The organism is Streptomyces sp. NPDC088766, assembly GCF_044750845.1.
Lineage (GTDB): Bacteria > Actinomycetota > Actinomycetes > Streptomycetales > Streptomycetaceae > Streptomyces.
Window position 1 is genome coordinate 522,556 of the sequence record NZ_JBIVKQ010000002.1, and the last position, 18,232, is coordinate 540,787.

Here is an 18,232-nt window from a genome sequence, read left to right on the forward strand (position 1 = left end):
CTGCCTCCTGCCGTCGCGCATCGGAAACCGGCCGGTGCGCGACGGCGTTCGTCCGTGGCGGCCGGACGCGCGCCGCGACCCCGCGGCGCCCGCCGCCGGCCTCGCTCACTCTCTTGCCCGCCCCACATAGTTGTCAAATGGCAACTGTCGGCCGGCCGTCGGCCACGTCCCCGTGGTGCGCGAGGGGTGCGCGCGCGGGGTGCGGCCCGGCCGGCCGGGCTCTACGGGGCCTCGGGCGACGGCTGCATACGGTCGATGAGAGCCAGGGCGTCGTCCACTTTGTCGGAGATGGGGACGGTGATGCTGACCCCGGTGAGATCCAGCACCCGGCGTACGGCGGGTGTCGGATCGATCACATGCACAGTGCCGGGCAGCTCCCGCGCCTCCTGGTACACCCGCAGGATGATGTTCATGCCGGAGGAGTCCATGAACGGCACCGCCGACAGGTCCAGCAAGAAGTGGCGCCGGCCGTGATGGAGCTGGTTCGCCAGATGGGCCTGGAACTCGGTCGCGGTGTCGAGGTCCAGATGACCCTCGACCGTGACCAGGGCCACGTCCTCGCGGGGCAGGGTGACCTCTACGGACAGCGGGTTCTGGGCAATGGACACGAGTACCTCCGAAAACTTACGGTCCGGGCTCTGCGCACCGGCGGACGGCTGCGCCGCGCGGCCGGAACGCCGGCGGACCGGCGGTGCACCGGCTCCGGCCCGTGCACCGCACCCACCACCTGCGGATCCCGGCCTCACGCCGCGCCCCGGCGGATACCCCCGAACGGGACGGGCATGCCTCCCCGGCCGGGTGAACCGTCCAGGACCCGTCGAGAACCCGTCCAGGACCCTTCCGCCACGATCCGCCGGACCGGCCCTAACCGAGCCTGATGCCCACGATGCAGGTGTCGTCGTCCGTGTCGGACCTGCTGTGGGTGAGCAGCCGGTCCAGCTGCTGGTCCAGCGACGGCGGCACCGAGCGCGCCTGGCTCAGCAGCTGCGCCAGCGACTCCTCCACCGACCGGTCCCGCCGCTCTATGAGACCGTCGGTGTACATCAGCAGCGTGTCGTCGGCCGCCAGCTCGATCTCCGCCTCCTCGTACGACGTCTCCGGCACGGCGCCCAGCAGCATCCCGCTCAGCAGGGGCAGCGGGGCGGCGCCCGAGCCGCGTACCAGCACCGGCGGCAGATGACCCGCCCTGGCCCACCGCAGGGTGCGCCGCACCGGGTCGTACAGCCCGCACACCGCCGTCGCCGTGACCGCGCCCGTCAGATGGTGGGCGACGATGTTCAGCCACGCCAGCAGCTGGCCCGGGCCCGCGCCGGTCACGGCGAGACCGCGCAGCGCGTTGCGCAGGACGACCATGCTGGTCGCCGCCTCGATGCCGTGCCCGGCCACGTCGCCGACGCACAGCAGCACCAGCCGGGACGGCAGCACGACGGCGTCGTACCAGTCGCCGCCCACGAGGTGCTCCTCCTCGGCCGGCCGGTAGCGGACCGCCACCTGGAGGCCCGCCATGTCCAGCGGCGCCCGCGTGGGCGGCATGATCGCGTTCTGCAGCTGGAGCGCCAGCCGGCTGCGCTCACTGGCCTGCTGCTCGGTCTGGACGAGCTGGTCGCGGGTGGCGGCGAGCGCCACCTCCGTCCAGTGCTGGGAGGAGATGTCCTGGTACGCGCCGCGTACGGACACCAGCTGACCGTCGGTGTCCAGGACCGGCTCGGCGACGATGCGCACGTGCCGGGTCACCCCGTCCGGCCGCTGGAGCCGGAAGGCGGCGGACGCCGGACGCCGGTGGTGCAGCAGGGTGCGCAGGAAGCGGCCGATGGGGACCGCGTCGTCCGCGTGGGCGTGGGCCCCCAGTTCCTCGAGCCGCACCGGAGGGCTCGACGGTTCCCGCCCGTACAGCGCGTACAGCTGTCCGTTCCACGTCGTCTCGCCCGTGAGGACGTTCTCCTCGAAGCCGCCGATCCGGCCGAGGCGCTGGGCGTGCTGCAACAGGCTCGCCAGCCGTGCCGTCTCGTCCTCGATGCGCCAGATGAGCAGCACGCAGGTGCCGTGCCGGCTGATGCTCAGGTCCGCGACCGCCGACAGCGGGACCTCGTCGACGAGCGCGGTCAGGCTCATGCGGCGGGCCCGGAACGGTTCGCCCGTCGCGTGGACCCGCTCGATGCGCTGGAAGAGGTCGCTGTCGCCGGCCGCCATCGGGTAGGCCTCCAGCAGCAGGGCGCCGTTGACCACGGCCCGCGGCCGGCCCGCCGGGTCGAGGAAGTGGTCGTTGACGTGCTGGATGCGGAAGTCCACCAGCCGCCCCGCCGCGTCGACGACCGGCACGAGCACCAGCGCCGGGTCGTGCAGTCCGTCCGCGAGGTCCATCAGCTCGGCGGCGTCCGGCAGCACCCGCGGCTCCCGGTCGTCGGCCTGGGCGTGGGGATACGCCTGCAGCGTGTGCGCGCACAGCTCCGCGAGCGCCTCCACCTGGCGCACCACCTGGGGCGACTGCGGCTCCAGGAACGACGGCCAGGCGATCTCCAGGACACCGTGGATCCGGCCGCCGGTCCCGGCGGGAACGGCTACCCGGCCGCCTTCCGGGTGGGCCTGGCGGCCGATGGTGGGCAGCCCGGTCTGCGCGAGCGAGCCGATCCACTGGCCCGCGTGCTCGGTGAGGCCGAGCCGGGCCACCGTGGCGACGTCCGGCGGTACGTAGTGCCAGCGGGCGGCCTCGACCGGGGCGAAGCCGGCGCTTCCGGCGAGCGTCAGCGAGCCGTCGGAGCCCGCCGCCCAGATCGCCACCGCCACCGCGCCCAGCGGTTCCAGCGCGTGCTGGAGCAGCGAGTCGGCGACGGCCTGCGTGTCCTGGGCCGCCAGCGCCCCGCTCTCGGCCGCCCGCAGCCGCACGGCCGCGGACTCGTCGGCCGCCACGTGCCCCGTGACGGCCGCCAGGAAGGCGTCGGTGACCTCGGAGACCCGGTCCCTGGCGGCCTGGTTGATGACGTCCACCGCGAACTCCAGCGGTGTCGTCCCCGCCTGCCCGGCCAGCTCGGTGAGCTGCCGGGCCGCCTCCGCGGGCCCGCAGCCGAGCCGCTCCACGAGGATCCCCTTGGCCAGCTCGACCAGCGCCCGCCCCTCGGCCTCGGCCTGCGCCGCCCGCACCTCGCGCTGCAGCCGCTTCACGGTGGCCGCCAGACGTCCGACGGGGGAGGGCTCGTCCTTTCGGCCGGCCGCCGCGGGGGCGTGCCCGCGCGGCGTACCACCGGTGACCGTGGCCGCCTCCGAAAGCGGGGCGGCGGCCGGGTCCTCGTCGGCCGGCCCGGCCTCGTCGGCGAGGTCCTGTGCCGCACCGGGCGGTGCGGGCGCCACGGCTGACGAGGCCGGGCCGCGGGCCGGCGCGACGGGGTGCGCGCCGCGCGCCGCGGCGGCGGGCGTCGCCGGGGACGCGGGCTCGGCCGGCCCGGCCGGGCCCCCGGCCCGCTCGGGCTGCTCTTCGGACATGTTCACGGTGCGATGACTCCTCGGCCGGTGCGCCTGGTGCTCGGACGGGCGGGCCGCCCTCAGGCGGTCAGCCAGCGGCGGACGCAGGACATGAGGTCGTGCGTGTCCACGGGCTTGGTGACGTAGTCGCTGGCCCCCGAGGCGAGACTCTTCTCCCGGTCGCCCGGCATCGCCTTCGCGGTCACCGCGATGATGGGCAGGTCGGCGTACTGCGGCATGGTGCGGATCTCCGCAGTGGCCGTGTACCCGTCCATCTCCGGCATCATCACGTCCATCAGCACCAGCGCGATGTCCGGGTCGGCGCGCAACGCCTCGATGCCCTCGCGCCCGTTCTCCGCGTGCAGCACCCGGATGCCGTGCAGCTCCAGGATCCCGCTGAGCGCGAACAGGTTGCGCGCGTCGTCGTCGACGACGAGGACCGTCCGGCCCACGACGGCGTCGTCGACGGGCTGCGGCGCCATGGGCTGCGGCTCGTCCTGGCGGACCAGGGCGAGGACGTCGCCCGGCTCCTCGGCGGACAGGTGCAGCGTGATGCGTTCGCGCAGTTCGTCGAGGCTGGACAGGAACTCCAGCGGCCGGCCCGCGGACCAGGACCGGAGCGCCTCCTCCTGGGCGAAGTCCGCGCGGTGACCGCTGTGCACGAGCACCGGCACGTTGGCCAGGGCCGAGTCGCCCTGCAGGGCCTCCAGGAAGCGCGAGGCCTCCGCGTCGGGCATCCCCAGCTCCAGGACCACGCAGTGGCACGGCTCGGCGGCCAGTGCCCCCGCCGCCTCCTGCGCTCCCACCGCGGTGACGACGTCGACCGGCGGCGGGGCACCGTCCTCCCGGCCGCCCGCGACGTCGGCCACCACGCTCTCGGCGACCAGCGTCAGCAGCCCGCGCGGCCGTTCCTCCACCACCAGCAGCCGGCGCGGACGCCGGGCCGTCCCCGAGGACGCGGGCAGGCCCAGCGGGTGCGCGGTGGCCGCCGAGGCCCCGTCGTCGTCGCGCTCCACGGGCCGGCCGCCGGCGAGCACCTCCGCGAAGTCCCCGCGGGCGACCGGCAGGTACAGCGTGAACGTGCTGCCCTTGCCGGGCGCGCTGTCCACCGTCACGGCACCGCCGAGCAGATGGGCGATCTCCCGGGTGATGGACAGTCCGAGGCCGGTGCCGCCGTACTTGCGGCTCGTGGTGCCGTCGGCCTGCTGGAAGGCCCCGAAGATGGTCTCGAGCTGCTGCTCGGGGATGCCGATGCCGGTGTCCTTCACCCGGAAGGCCACCACCGTGCCGCCGCGGACCACGCCCTCGGGCACCTCTTCCGCGTCCACCGGCTCGATACGCAGCTCCACGCTGCCCTGTTCGGTGAACTTCACCGCGTTGGACAGCAGGTTGCGCAGCACCTGGCGCAGCCGGGAGTCGTCCGTCAGCAGGTCCGCGGGAGCGCCGGCGGCCGTGCTGATCGAGAAGTCGAGGCTCTTCTGCGTCGTCATCGGCCGGAACGTCGCCTCGACGTACTCGATGAGCTGCCGCAGCGGCACCCGCTCCGGGGACACGTCCATCTTGCCCGCCTCGACCTTCGACAGGTCCAGGATGTCGTTGATCAGCTGGAGCAGGTCCGAGCCCGCGGAGTGGATGATGCCCGCGTACTCCACCTGCTTCGGCGTCAGGTTGCGGGAGGGGTTCTGCGCGAGCAACTGGGCCAGGATCAGAAGGCTGTTGAGCGGCGTGCGCAGCTCGTGGCTCATGTTCGCCAGGAACTCGGACTTGTACTTCGACGCCAGCGACAGCTGCTGCGCGCGCGCCTCCAGTTCCTGCCGTGCCTGCTCGATCTGGAGGTTCTTCGCCTCGATGTCCCGGTTCTGCGCCACGAGCAGCGAGGCCTTCTCCTCCAGCTCGGCGTTGGAGCGCTGCAGCTCCTCCTGCTGGGACTGCAGCTCCGCGGACCGTGTCTGGAGTTCGGCGGTCAGCCGCTGGGACTCGCCGAGCAGTTCGTCGGTGCGGGCGTTGGCCACGATCGTGTTGACGTTGACCCCGATGGTCTCCCTGAGCTGTTCCAGGAAGTCCCGGTGGATCTCCTTGAACGCGGTGACCGACGCCAGCTCGATGACCCCGAGCACCTGCCCCTCGAACAGGATCGGCAGCAGCACCAGCGCGCTGGGCTCCACGCTGCCGAGCCCCGAGGAGACGACGACGTACCCGGCGGGCAGGTCGTCGACCATGATCGTACGGCGGCTGCGCGCGGCCTGGCCGACGAGCGAGCGGCCGAACGGGATCCGGGTCGGGCGGGAGTCGTCGTCGGGGTAGCCGTAGGCGCCCACCAGCCGCAGCTCCGGACCCTTGGCGCCCTCCTCGGCGAGGTAGAAGGCCCCGTACTGGGCGGAGACCAGCGGCACCAGCTCGTCCATGATCAGCTCGGCCACCACGGGCAGTTCGCGGTGCCCCTGCATGAGTCCGGAGACCCGGGCGAGGTTGGTCTTGAGCCAGTCCTGCTCCTGGTTGGCGAGCGTCGTCTCGCGCAGGGACCCCACCATCGAGTTGATGTTGTCCTTGAGCTCGGCTACCTCGCCGGAGGCCTCGACCGTGATCGAGCGGGTCAGGTCGCCCTCGGCGACGGCGCTCGTCACCTCGGCGATCGCCCGCACCTGGCGGGTGAGGTTGCCGGCCAGCTCGTTGACGTTCTCGGTGAGGCGCTTCCAGGTGCCGGAGACACCCTCCACCTCGGCCTGGCCGCCGAGGCGTCCTTCGGTGCCGACCTCGCGGGCGACGCGGGTGACCTCGTCGGCGAAGGCGGAGAGCTGGTCGACCATCGTGTTGATGGTCGTCTTGAGCTCGAGGATCTCGCCGCGCGCGTCGACGTCGATCTTCTTCGACAGGTCGCCCTTGGCGACCGCCGTCGTCACCAGCGCGATGTTGCGCACCTGGCCGGTGAGGTTGTTGGCCATGGAGTTGACGTTGTCGGTGAGGTCCTTCCAGGTGCCCGCCACGTTCGGCACGTGCGCCTGGCCGCCGAGGCGTCCCTCGGTGCCGACCTCGCGGGCGACGCGGGTGACCTCGTCGGCGAAGGCCGACAGCGTGTCGACCATGGTGTTGATGACGTCGGCCAGCGCGGCGACCTCGCCCTTGGCCTCCACGGTGATCTTCTGCGAGAGGTCGCCGCGCGCCACCGCGGTGGCCACCTGCGCGATGGAACGCACCTGGCCCGTCAGGTTGGACGCCATGACGTTGACGTTGTCGGTGAGGTCCTTCCAGGTGCCGGAGACGCCCCGGACCGTGGCCTGCCCGCCGAGGTTGCCCGCGGTGCCGACCTCGCGGGCGACGCGGGTGACCTCGTCGGCGAAGGCGGAGAGCTGGTCGACCATCGTGTTGATGGTGTTCTTGAGTTCGAGGATCTCGCCGCGCGCGTCGACGTCGATCTTCTTCGACAGGTCGCCCTTGGCGACCGCGGTGGTCACCTGGGCGATGTTGCGCACCTGGGCGGTCAGGTTCCCGGCCATGAAGTTGACCGAATCCGTGAGGTCGCGCCAGACGCCGGCCACGCCGGGCACCTGCGCCTGGCCGCCGAGGCGTCCTTCGGTGCCGACCTCGCGGGCGACGCGGGTGACCTCGTCGGCGAAGGCGGAGAGCTGGTCGACCATCGTGTTGATGGTGTTCTTGAGCTCGAGGATCTCGCCGCGCGCGGGCACGTCGATCTTCTGCGAGAGGTCGCCCTTGGCCACCGCGGTGGCCACCTGGGCGATGTCGCGGACCTGGGTCGTCAGGTTGCCCGCCATGGCGTTCACGGAGTCCGTGAGGTCGGCCCACGTGCCCGACACCCCCGGCACCTCGGCCTGGCCGCCGAGGGTTCCCTCGGTGCCGACCTCGCGGGCCACGCGCGTGACCTCGGACGTGAAGACGGAGAGCTGGTCGACCATGCCGTTGAACACGGTCGCGATGTCGCCCATGAGGCCTTCGCCGTCGGCGGGCAGCCGGGTGCCGAAGTCCCCGTCCCGTACGGCGGTCAGGCCGGCCAGGAGGCGCCTCAGCTCCTGGTCGCCCGGTGCCTCGGCGGCCTCGGTGGCGTTGCTGGTCATGCGTACCCTCGTTCCGCTCCCCAGGAGCTCCCCCGGCGGGAGCTCGGAACCGGGCCGTCCAAAGGAGACGGCGCTCTCCGGTCGTGCGTGCATTTCCGCAGTTCACGGATGTGCGCGAAGAGATAAATCCGCCGAAGGCTAACCCATGGGCCTGCGGCGGAACAAAGTGTCGCGTCACCCGGGGCACACAGAAGATTCACTGGACGCGCACCGTGCATGCACGGCCGGAAACGGGGTACTCGAGCTGCTTTTCGCTGTGCGGAATGCGGCTCGTCAGGCGGCCTCGGACCCCAGCAGACCGAGCCGCAGCCGCGCCACCATGCGGCTGATCAGGCGTGAGACGTGCATCTGTGAGATGCCCAGCTCCCGGCCGATCTCGGCCTGCGTCCGCTCCTCGACGAACCGCAGGTGCAGGATCCGCCGGTCACGGGCGTCCATCGCGGCGATCAGGGGCGCCAGCGAGTGGAAGTCCTCGACGAGTTCGAGGGCCGGTTCCTCCGCGCCGATGAAGTCGGCCAGCACCGACTCGCCCTCCGGGTCGCCACCGGAGGCCAGGGCGGCGTCGAGCGAGGCCGACGTGTAGCCGTTCGCGGCCTTGCGCGCCTCGATGACCTCCTCGTCCGACAGCGACATCAGCTGTGACAGCTCCCGCGTGGTGGGCGTCCGGCCCAACCGCGTCCGCAGCTCGTCGGTCGCGCGGGCCAGCTCGACCCGCGCCTCCTGGAGCCGGCGCGGCACGTGGACCGCCCAGCTGGTGTCGCGGAAGAACCGCTTGATCTCGCCGACGACGTACGGCACGGCGAACGAGGCGAACTCCACCTCGCGGGCCAGGTCGAACCGGTCGATGGCCTTGATCAGCCCGATCGTGCCGACCTGGACGATGTCCTCCATCGAGTCCCCCCGGCCGCGGAACCGGGAGGCCGCGTACCGCACCAGCGAGAGATTCATCTCGATCAGGGTGTTGCGCACGTACTGGTGCTCGCTGGTGCCCTCCTCGAGGACGGCCAGCCGGTCGAAGAAGGGGCGGGAGAGTTCCCGCGCGTCCCTCGGACCGACCTCGGTGGGCACGTCGACGAACGCAACCCCTCCCCGCGGGTCGCCGGTGGACCGCCGCTCCGCCGCGGCCGTTCGTTCCTGTGCCGTCACGGCCGTCATGCCGCTCACCTTCGTTCGTGGGGGCCCGCTGAACTGCCGGGGGGCCGTCGAGCCGTCCGACGACGCGCTCCGTCTGCCCCTGCTTCCCCGACTCGTGCCGCGACGGATGCGCCACCGTCCCGCGTCGTCCTCCGCGGCGTGGACGAGCCGGGGCCGGGACGGCGCGAAGCCCTCCGAATGCGGCCGCGACGGCCGGGTATCAGGGCTGTGGAACGCGAGAAGGGAGCAGCGTGACCATCGACAGAATCTGGTCCTACCCGTCGGACAGCGGGCATGTCGAAGGACAGGACCTCACGGGGTACGGGGTGGCCGGGACCGACGGCACCCTGGGGCACGTCGAGCGGGAGGACGGCCACCACGGCATGTGGCACCTGGTCGTCGACACGGGCGTCTGGGTGTTCGGGAGAAGCGCGGTCGTCCCGGTGGGCGTCGTCACCTCCGTCGACGAGGCCGAACGGAAGATCTCGGTCGCCTGCACCGTGGACGAGGTCAAGGAGGCGCCGCGCTTCCGGACCGACAGCGAGACCATGGACCCCGATTATCTGATGGCCGTCGCCGACTACTATCGACGGCTGATGCCGCACGGGACGACCACCGCGTGACCGTGCCCCGGTTTCCATGAGGGTCGTGTCGTGAGGTTCGTGCCATGAGGGGAGAAGAACTCCTGCCCACCCGGGCGGCAAAGTCCGCCCGGGTGACGACCGCCGCCTCCGCACGGGCCCACGTCCGCGGCCTGGTCGACGCCGGCTGGGACGCGGCGACCCGGCCGGCCGCGGAACGCGACCTCATCGACCTGCTGCTCGTCGTGTCGGAGCTGGTCGCCAACGCCGTCCGGCACGGCGGCGGCCTGGCCGGCTTCGAGGCCGACCCGGGGCGCGACGGGGTACGGCTGTCCGTCCACGACCACAGCGACGTCGTACCCGAGGCGGCGTACGGCCCCGGAACCCTTCCGGCCGGCCACCACGGCAGCGGCTACGGCTGGCCGCTGATCCTCCGGCTGGCCCGCGACATCAGCATCCGTCCCCGCCCCTCCGGCGGGAAGACGATCACCGTCTTCGTACCGGTCGGGACCGCGACCCCCTGACGGACGGGCCGGGGGCCTGCCACCGGCTCCGCACCCGCGGCTGCGCACCGGTCACCACGGCAGGAAGACGTGCACGTCCTTTCCCTCACCAGCGGACACCACGCTCACCTGGCTGCACAGCGTGTGGATCAGATGCCAGCCGATGCCGCCGCCCCCGGCGTCGGGGTGGAAGGGCCGTGGGGCCGGCGCCGTGGGGTTGGTGTCGTGCAGCGTCACGTGCACCCCGTCGAAGGTGGGCCGCAGGTGCAGCGAAAAGGGACCCGGCGCGTACTGGACGGCGTTGGAGGCCAACTCCGTCACGATCAGCACGATGTCGTGCCAGCACTCGGGTGCCGCGGGCGGGGCCGCGCGGGCGAGGGTGCGCAGGAACTCCTCCGCGGCCAGGCGCGCACCCGTCACGTCCTGTGGTTCACCCGCGAAACGGGCGGTGCGGCCCGGGATCGTCCAGGAGGCCGGTGAGTCGTTACCACGGGGCTCGGTTGCCATGTCGTCGTGCGGCCCTCTGTCCGGGACCGTCGTCCTTTCTCGTGCGGCTCTCTCGTCGCCACTCCACAGGGTTCCCTGGGCGGCGCGGCCTACGCGTGCCGCGCCCGGCGACGGCACCCGACGACGCACGGCGACCCGGCGGCCGCGGGGTGTGTGCCGTGGGCCCCCCGGGCACGTCGGGGGTGCGGGAGGGGCCCGCGGCACGTCAGCGGAACACGTCGTCGGCGTCGTCCCAGCTCAGCACCTCCGCCGGAGGGTTCTCCCGGGGTACCCGCGTGCGGGCCTGGTACATCGCCTCGATCTCGGCCGCGTAGTGCCGCACGATCGAGTCACGGCGCAGCTTCATCGACGGCGTCAGCAATCCGTTGGCCTGGTTGAACGGCTCCGGCAGGACCCGGAAGACCCGGATCGACTCCGACCGGGACACCGCGTTGTTGGCCGCGGCCACCGCCCGCCCGACCTCCTCCCGCAGCGCGTTCTCCTCCCGCGCCTCCCGGCTGGAGCGGTCACCCCCGTACGGCGGCAGGTTGCGGCGCCAGTGCGCCAGGAACTCCGGGTCCAGCGTGATCAGTGCGCCCACGCAGGGCCGGTTGTCTCCGACGACCACCGCCTGGTGGACGAGCGGGTGCAGCCGCAGCCGCTGCTCCAGCGCGGTCGGGGCCACGCTCTTGCCGCTGCTGGTGATGATCACGTCCTTCTTGCGGCCGGTGATGGTCAGATAGCCGTCGGGGTCCAGGTGGCCGAGGTCTCCGGTGAACAGCCACCCGCCCCGGAACGCGGCCCGGGTGGAGGCGTCGTCGTTGACGTAGCCCTGGAACAGCGACGGGCCGCGCACCAGGATCTCCCCGTCGTCGGCCACCTGGATCTCCATGCCCGGCAGGGCCTGCCCGACCGTCCCCGACTTCTCCCGGCCGAGCGGCTGCATGGTGATCCCGCCGCTGGTCTCCGTCAGGCCGTACCCGTCGTGGACGTAGATGCCGATGCCCTCGTAGAAGAGGGACAGGTCGCGGTGGAGCGGTGAGCCGCCCGACGTCGCCCGGTGCACGCGGCCGCCCAGGGCGGCGCGGAGTCTGCGGTACACCGTCCGTTCGTACAGGGCGTGCTGGAGCCGCAGGTCGAGGCCGGGGCCCGAGCCCCGGCCGAGCCGCTGCCGTTCGACGGCCGCCGCGAAGTCCCGGGCGGTGCCCGCGGCCCGCTCGAACAGCGCGCCGCGGCCCGCCTCCTGGGCCGCCCGCAGGAAGTTCTTGTAGATCTTCTCGAAGACCGACGGGACCCCGTACAGATGGGTCGGACGGAACGAGTGGAGAGCCTCGGAGAGGGCGTCCCCGCTCAGGTCCGGTTCGTGGCCCATCAGGATCCCGCCGCGCAGGCACAGCCCCTGGATCATCAGCCCGTACACGTGGGAGAACGGCAGGAAGGCGAGGACGGACGGCTGCTGTCCGGGCGGTCCCGCGGTCTCCCTCCAGCCGGCCAGCAGGGTGTCGCAGGGGGAGGCCAGGCTGCGGTGGCTGAGCGCGCAGCCCAGGGGGCGGCCCGAGGTTCCGGAGGTGTACGCGATCACCGCGGTGGAGTCCGGCAGCACGATCCGGCGCAGCGAGTCCACGGTGGTCTGCGGGATCACCTCACCGCGCCGCGTGAGTTCCTCGAACGCCCCGGCGTCGAGCTGCCAGACGTGCCGCAGGGTCGGCAGCGTCGCGCACACCGAGCCGACCGTCATGACGCTCTGCTCGTCCTCGACGACCACTCCCACGCAGCGCGCGTCCCGCAGGATCCACTCGACCTGGTCGCGCGAGGACGTCGGATGGATGGGGACGACCTCGGCACCCACCGCCCACAGGGCGTGGCTGAGCACCGTCCACTCGTAGCGGGTGCGCGCCATGACCGCCACCCGGTGGCCCGGCGATGTCCCCGAGGCGACGAACCCCTTGGCCAGATCCACGATTTCGTCCCGCAGCTCCACGGCCGTCACCTCCTCCCACGGCCCGGAGGGGGCGGACCGGCGCGCGAGCACCGGCAGGGCCGGGGTGCGGGCGGCTGTCTCGAAAACGCTGTCGGCGAGCCCTCCGGTCAGGGGCGAGGCGGCGGGGGGAGCGAGGGCGACGTCGCGCATGCGCTGCTCCTGACAGGTACGGGCTGTGACTCCGTCGACGAGGACTGTTATCGACGGTGGTCGAATGTAGCCCAGGCAGGGGCGCTTGTGGCCGGGAACGCACAACTATTCCGCGCGGATGATCTCGGCGGCGGACTGTCGGCGGACCGCTGGTCCGGGGACTCGGGACACATGGCCCACAGCAATCCCGACCCCGACCCCGACCCGGAACGCGGCACCGGACTCGAACCGGGTGGCGGCGTGCCGCCGGGCGAGGCCCCGCCCGCGGAGAGCAGCATGCCCGAGGCCGGACCCCGGGAGATCCACCATCCCCCACGGGAGATCCACCATCCCCCACGGGCTGGGCCAAGGGCCCGCTCACCCTGATCGTCGTAGTCGCCGTGCTGGTCGCGGCCTTCTTCCTGGCCCACGCCCTGATCCTCATCCTCCGACCACGCGACCGCGGACCGGCAGCCGCGCGAGCACGAGGCGGCGGGACCGCGACCGCGTGGGCCACGGAATCGTGTGGGCCGCGGAGCCGCGCGGGTCAGCTCTGCGTGTGCCGTACGCAGTCGGTGACGACCTCGCGCAGGCTGCCCGTGCGCTCCCACAGCTCGCGCTGCACCATCGCACCGTTGCCGTGCCGCAGCAGGTCCGCGCAGGCCGCGCGGACCCGCTGCAGGTCCCCGTGGTCGGCCAGCGCCTCCGACACGTGATCGACGAGTGCCCGTACCACCGTCTCGAAAGACGCGGGCCGCATGGTCACGGGGTGCAGCAGATCACCGGTGAGCCCCGACTTCGCGGCCCGCCAGCCCGCCAGCCGGAGCAGACTCACACTGTGGTCCGCCGGCTCCCCGCCGGCTCTCCACTCGCGGGCCGCCGTCTCGACGAGCCCGCGCACCAGGGCGGCGACGAGCACGGCGGTGTCCGCGCGCAGGCAGACGTCCGAGACCCGGACCTCCACCGTCGGATAGCGAGCCGACAGCCGGGCGTCGAAGTAGACCATCGCCTCGTCGAGGACGGTGCCGGTGGCCACCATGTCCGCCACCCGCCGGTGGTAGCGATCCGCCGAACCGAACAGCTCGGTCGGACCGGCCGACGGCCAGCGCTGCCACACCCGGCTGCGATAGCTGCTGTACCCCGTCTCGTCGCCCTGCCAGAACGGCGAGTTGGCGCTCAGCGCCGCCAGCACCGACAGCCACGGCCGGATCCGGTCGACGACCGCGACGCCCTCCTCGTCCGACTCCACCGACACATGGACGTGGCAGCCGCAGACGAGCTGCTCACGGGTGGCGATGCCGTACTGCTCCGCCATCCACTGGTAGCGCCGGTTCATGCCGACGGAGGGGCGCACCGGCAGCGGCGACGTCGCCAGCGCCGCCACGGTGCACCCGATCTCCCCGGCGTGCCGGGCCGCCTCCGCGCGTATGCGGACGATCTCCTCGCCGAGTTCGTCCATGCCCGACTGCGGCCTGGTGGCGAACTCCAGCATCTGGTTGTGGAGTTCCTTCTCGAAGACGTCCGGCTGCGCCCGGTCCCGGGTGGCACGGGCGAGAACGGCGGCGGAGAGTGCCTGCGGCTCTCCCGTCTCCGGGTCGACGAGGAGGAGTTCCTCCTCGACTCCGACGGTGCGCACGTGATGCAGCCCTTCTCCGGCAGGTGGTACGCACCCGACTGCCCTGTCGGGCCCGGTTCACACCGCCGTGGGCGTCAGCCACATCGTCGCCAGGGGCGGCAGGGTCAGGGTGATCTCCCCGTTCTCCGGCTTCGCTCCGTCGAGCAGACGTACGTCGCTGCCGCCGTACCGCATGTCGTCGGTGTTGAGGGCCTCGTACCAGACGGGGACGTCGTCCGGTACGGCCAGCCGGTAGCCGTGGCGTACCACGGGGGAGAAGTTGCTGACCGCGAGCAGGGGGACGCCCTCGGCGTCGTGGCGCAGGAACGCGAAGACGTTGTCCTCGGCCGCGTCACAGAGGACCCAGCAGAAGCCGCCCGGGTCGGTGTCCCGCTGCCACAGCGCCGGGGTCGCGCGGTAGCGCGTGTTGAGGTCGCGGACCAGGTCCCGGACCCCGCGGTGGTCCGCCTCGGCGCCGTAGCCCTCGTCGAGCAGCCACCACTCCGGGCCGTGGCGCTCGGACCACTCCGCACCCTGGGCGAACTCCTGTCCCATGAAGAGGAGTTGCTTGCCCGGGTGGGCCCACATGAAGGCGAGGTAGGCGCGGTGGTTGGCCCGCCGCTGCCACCAGTCGCCGGGCATCTTCGACACCAGCGCCTGCTTGCCGTGCACGACCTCGTCGTGCGAGATGGGCAGCACGTAGTTCTCGCTGTAGGCGTACACCATCGAGAAGGTCATCTCGTGGTGGTGGTACTTGCGGTGCACCGGCTCCTTGGCGATGTACTCCAGCGAGTCGTGCATCCACCCCATGTTCCACTTCAGCCCGAACCCGAGGCCGCCGCTGTCGGTCGGCCGGGTCACGCCCTCCCAGGCCGTGGACTCCTCCGCGATGGTCACGACACCCGGGTTGCGGCGGTAGACCGTCGCGTTCATCTCCTGGAGGAACGCCTTCGCGTCCAGGTCCTCCCGGCCGCCGAACACGTTCGGCGTCCACTGCCCGGAGTCCCGCGAGTAGTCGAGGTAGAGCATGGAGGCGACGGCGTCCACCCGGAGCCCGTCGATGTGGAACTCCTCGCACCAGTAGACGGCGTTGGCGACCAGGAAGTTGCGCACCTCGGTGCGCCCGAAGTCGAACTCGAACGTGCCCCAGTCCGGGTGCTCGGCCCGCTGCGGGTTTCCGGGCTCGTACAGCGGGTCGCCGTCGAAGCGGGCCAGCGCCCAGTCGTCCTTGGGGAAGTGCGCCGGCACCCAGTCCACGATCACGCCGATGCCGGCCCGGTGCAGCGCGTCGATCAGGTGCTTGAAGTCGTCGGGCGACCCGAGCCCCGAGGCCGGGGCGTAGAAGCCGGTGATCTGGTAACCCCAGGAACCGGAGAACGGGTGCTGGGCGACCGGCATGAACTCCACATGCGTGAAGCCCAGGTCGTTGACGTAGGCCGGCAGCTCCTCGGCCAGCTGACGATAGGTCAGCCCCGGTCGCCAGGAGGGAAGGTGCACCTCGTACACCGAGAACGGCGCCACGTGCACGGGCACGTCCCCCCGGTGCGCCATCCACTCGGCGTCGTCCCACTCGTAGTGCGAGGCGTGCACGATCGACGCGGTGTCCGGCGGCACCTCCGCGCACCGGGCCATCGGGTCGGCCTTGAGGAAGCGGTGCCCGTGGCGCGAGGTGATCTCGAACTTGTACCGAGTGCCCTCGCCGACCCCGGGCAGGAACAGCTCCCACACCCCGGACGCCCCGAGGGAACGCATCGGGAAGGCGGTGCCGTCCCAGTACGTGAAGTCCGCGGCGACCCGCACCCCCCGGGCGTTCGGCGCCCACACGGTGAACCGGGTGCCGGCGACGCCCTGGTGGGTCATCGGCTCGGCGCCCAGCGCCTTCCACAGCTGCTCGTGCCGGCCCTCCCGGACGAGGTGCAGATCGAGGTCGCCCAGTGCCGGCAGGAACCGGTAGGGATCGTGCACCTCGCACTCGTCACCCTCGTACGCCACCAGCAGCGTGTACGCGGGGATCTTCTTCAGCGGCAGCACGGCCGTGAAGAGACCGTCGCCCTCCGACACCAGCGGGGTGCGCTCGCCGTCCACCAGGACGGCGACCGAGCGGGCGAAGGGGCGCAGCGCCCGGAACAGGACGCCGCCGGGCACCGGGTGGGCACCCAGCAGGGCGTGCGGGTCGTGGTGCGCGCCCGCCAGCAGACGGCCCCGGTCGGCGGGGTCGAGCGCGGGCGCCACCGGCGGGCGGGGGCCGGCCGACTCGGGCAGGGAAGAGTCACGCAGAGCCATCGGTCAGCCTCCTCGGACGGCGAGTCGTTCGATCGCCGCCATGGGTACGGGTAGCCAGTCGGGACGGTGCCGTGCCTCGTACAGCACCTCGTAGACGGCACGGTCGGTTTCGTAGGCACGCAGCAGGGCGTGCTTCTTGCGGGGGTCCCAGCCGGCGCGTTCCGCGTACCCGGCGCAGAACGCCTCCCGGCAGCGGCGGGCCCACTCGGGACGCCAGGGACGGCGCTGCCGTGCGGCGTAGTCGAACGAGCGCAGCATGCCCGCGATGTCCCGGACCGGGGAGTGCGTGCTGCGCCGCTCGGCGAGCGGCCGGGACGGTTCGCCCTCGAAGTCGATGACGAACCACTCGCGTCCGGCGCGCAGCACCTGACCCAGGTGCAGATCGCCGTGGATGCGCTGGGCCGGCGGGCCCGGATCGCAGGCGGCGAGCGCGCCGAAGGCGCTGGTGAGTCCGGCGACGTAGGGGCGCAGGGCCGGCACGTGGTGGGCTGCGGCCTCCAGCCGCTCGGTCATCCCGGCCGCCGTCCGCGTGTTGTCGCCGAGCGGTCCGGCGGGGAAGGCCGCGGCCAGCGCGAGGTGCACCTCGGCGGTGGCCCCGCCCAGCACGTGGGCCTGTCGGGTGAAGTCCTCCCCGCGGGCCAGCGCGTCCAGGGCCAGCGTCCAGCCGTCGGAGGCGTCGGGCAGGAACGGCTGGAGGACACCGAGCGTCGCCTCCTGCGGATGGGTCGTGCGGTACCAGGCCACCGGCGCCGGCACCCGGCCGCACCCCTGCCCCGCCAGCGCGACCGGCACCTCCAGGTCCGGGTTCACCCCGGGCTGGATCCGCCGGAACACCTTCAGGATGAACGCGTCGCCGTAGACCAGCGACGTGTTCGACTGCTCGGCCTCCAGCAGCCGGGGCGCCAGCCCCGCCGGCACGCGGGCCGACGGGTCGGACTCGAAGGACAGCGGGCCCAGCGGTCCCGGATGCCGCAGCCGCTCCAGCAGCAGATGCGCCGACCGCGGGTCCTGCAACGCGTCGTGCACGGTCAGTCCGGCCAGCGCCCCCTCCTCGACCTTGCCGATCAGGGCCCGGCCGAGCCGGGGGGACAGGTGCTCCTGGATGCCCAGGAGCAGCTGGTAGCAGTCACCGGGCGGGGGAGTGCCGCCCGGTGAGGGCACCCCCGACTGGCCGGTCTGCACCAGGAGGTGCAGACAGCCCGGATACAGCTCCGTCATGGACAGCAGGCGCAGGTCGTTGAGGGGCCTGTCCTTGCCCGCGAACCAGCGCTGCCGGGGCAGCCACTCGCGCAGCAGTGCCCCGAGCGTCCCCGTGGAGCGGACGCCGACGGTACTGCCCGGGCTCAGAGATGCGGTCTTCTGCATGGTGACGCGTCCTTCCCTCGGCGCACGCTCACAGGCGCCGGCCGACGCGGGATGCGGCTCGGGTGAGCCGGAACCAGTAGAAACCGTGTCCTGCGAGGGTGAGCAGGTAAGGCAGTTCACCGATCGCGGGGAAGCGGACTCCGCCGAACAGCTCGACGGGGTGGCGGCCGTCGAAGCGACGCAGGTCCAGCTCGGTGGGCTGGGCGAAGCGGGAGAAGTTGTGGACGCACAGGACGAGGTCGTCCCCGTCTTCCCCGTTCGGGGGGGCCTCGCGCAGGAAGGCGAGGACGGCCGGGTTGGAGGAGGGCAGCTCGGTGTACGAGCCGAGGCCGAAGGCGGGGTTCTGTTTGCGGATCTCGATCATGCGGCGGGTCCAGTGCAGCAGCGAGGAGGGCGACGCCATCGACGCCTCGACGTTGGTGACCTGGTAGCCGTAGACGGGGTCCATGATGGTCGGCAGGGACAGGCGCCCCGGGTCGCAGGAGGAGAAGCCGGCGTTGCGGTCCGGTGTCCACTGCATGGGGGTGCGGACGCCGTCGCGGTCGCCGAGCCAGATGTTGTCGCCCATGCCGATCTCGTCGCCGTAGTAGAGGATGGGCGAGCCGGGCAGGGAGAGCAGCAGTGCGGTG

12 protein-coding genes and 1 pseudogene are annotated in these 18,232 nt (G+C 72.4%); 3 read left to right on the plus strand and 10 right to left on the minus strand.

What is annotated here, in order from left to right; translation table 11 throughout:
* Positions 1-221: 221 nt before the first annotated feature.
* From ACIP5W_RS05155 to ACIP5W_RS05170, 4 genes are all read right to left on the minus strand, one after another.
* Positions 222-608, minus strand: a complete 387-nt coding sequence (locus ACIP5W_RS05155; RefSeq protein ID WP_401466888.1) for an STAS domain-containing protein — start codon at positions 606-608, stop codon at positions 222-224.
* Between the two features lie 256 nt (positions 609-864).
* Positions 865-3,477, minus strand: coding sequence for a SpoIIE family protein phosphatase (locus ACIP5W_RS05160; protein ID WP_401467008.1), 2,613 nt, complete (start codon positions 3,475-3,477; stop codon positions 865-867).
* Between the two features lie 59 nt (positions 3,478-3,536).
* Positions 3,537-7,526, minus strand: coding sequence for a HAMP domain-containing protein (locus tag ACIP5W_RS05165; protein WP_401466891.1), 3,990 nt, complete (start codon positions 7,524-7,526; stop codon positions 3,537-3,539).
* A 273-nt stretch (positions 7,527-7,799) separates the two neighbouring features.
* Positions 7,800-8,681: a SigB/SigF/SigG family RNA polymerase sigma factor gene (locus ACIP5W_RS05170; RefSeq protein WP_401466894.1), complete on the minus strand. Its 882-nt coding sequence runs from the start codon at positions 8,679-8,681 to the stop codon at positions 7,800-7,802.
* Between the two features lie 230 nt (positions 8,682-8,911).
* Between ACIP5W_RS05170 and ACIP5W_RS05175 the strand changes: the two genes are divergently transcribed.
* Together ACIP5W_RS05175 and ACIP5W_RS05180 are read left to right on the plus strand one after the other, a co-directional pair.
* On the plus strand, positions 8,912-9,283 hold the full coding sequence (locus ACIP5W_RS05175; protein ID WP_401466897.1) for a PRC-barrel domain containing protein: 372 nt from the start codon (positions 8,912-8,914) through the stop codon (positions 9,281-9,283).
* Between the two features lie 44 nt (positions 9,284-9,327).
* Positions 9,328-9,765: an ATP-binding protein gene (locus ACIP5W_RS05180; protein WP_401466900.1), complete on the plus strand. Its 438-nt coding sequence runs from the start codon at positions 9,328-9,330 to the stop codon at positions 9,763-9,765.
* A 51-nt stretch (positions 9,766-9,816) separates the two neighbouring features.
* Here ACIP5W_RS05180 and ACIP5W_RS05185 read toward each other — a convergent pair whose 3' ends face one another.
* Together ACIP5W_RS05185 and ACIP5W_RS05190 are read right to left on the minus strand one after the other, a co-directional pair.
* Positions 9,817-10,251, minus strand: a complete 435-nt coding sequence (locus ACIP5W_RS05185; protein WP_401466903.1) for an ATP-binding protein — start codon at positions 10,249-10,251, stop codon at positions 9,817-9,819.
* Between the two features lie 205 nt (positions 10,252-10,456).
* Positions 10,457-12,361 carry an AMP-dependent synthetase/ligase gene (locus ACIP5W_RS05190; RefSeq protein WP_401466906.1) on the minus strand — a complete coding sequence of 635 codons (1,905 nt, stop codon included), beginning with the start codon at positions 12,359-12,361 and terminating at the stop codon, positions 10,457-10,459.
* A gap of 171 nt (positions 12,362-12,532) precedes the next feature.
* Here ACIP5W_RS05190 and ACIP5W_RS05195 point away from each other — a divergent pair.
* A pseudogene (locus tag ACIP5W_RS05195) lies at positions 12,533-12,789 on the plus strand (DUF6480 family protein); the annotation flags it as partial.
* 98 nt (positions 12,790-12,887) lie between these two features.
* Here ACIP5W_RS05195 and ACIP5W_RS05200 read toward each other — a convergent pair.
* The 4 genes from ACIP5W_RS05200 to ACIP5W_RS05215 form a co-directional block, all read right to left on the minus strand.
* The gene (locus ACIP5W_RS05200; protein WP_401466909.1) at positions 12,888-13,976 is read right to left on the minus strand and encodes a glutamate--cysteine ligase; all 1,089 of its coding nucleotides are present in this window, start codon (positions 13,974-13,976) and stop codon (positions 12,888-12,890) included.
* 57 nt (positions 13,977-14,033) lie between these two features.
* Positions 14,034-16,238, minus strand: a complete 2,205-nt coding sequence (glgB, locus tag ACIP5W_RS05205; protein ID WP_401466912.1) for a 1,4-alpha-glucan branching enzyme — start codon at positions 16,236-16,238, stop codon at positions 14,034-14,036.
* A gap of 3 nt (positions 16,239-16,241) precedes the next feature.
* Positions 16,242-17,603, minus strand: coding sequence for a maltokinase (locus ACIP5W_RS05210; RefSeq protein ID WP_401466915.1), 1,362 nt, complete (start codon positions 17,601-17,603; stop codon positions 16,242-16,244).
* A gap of 28 nt (positions 17,604-17,631) precedes the next feature.
* On the minus strand, positions 17,632-18,232 hold a 601-nt coding region (locus tag ACIP5W_RS05215; RefSeq protein WP_401466918.1), incomplete at its 5' end, for an alpha-glucosidase C-terminal domain-containing protein.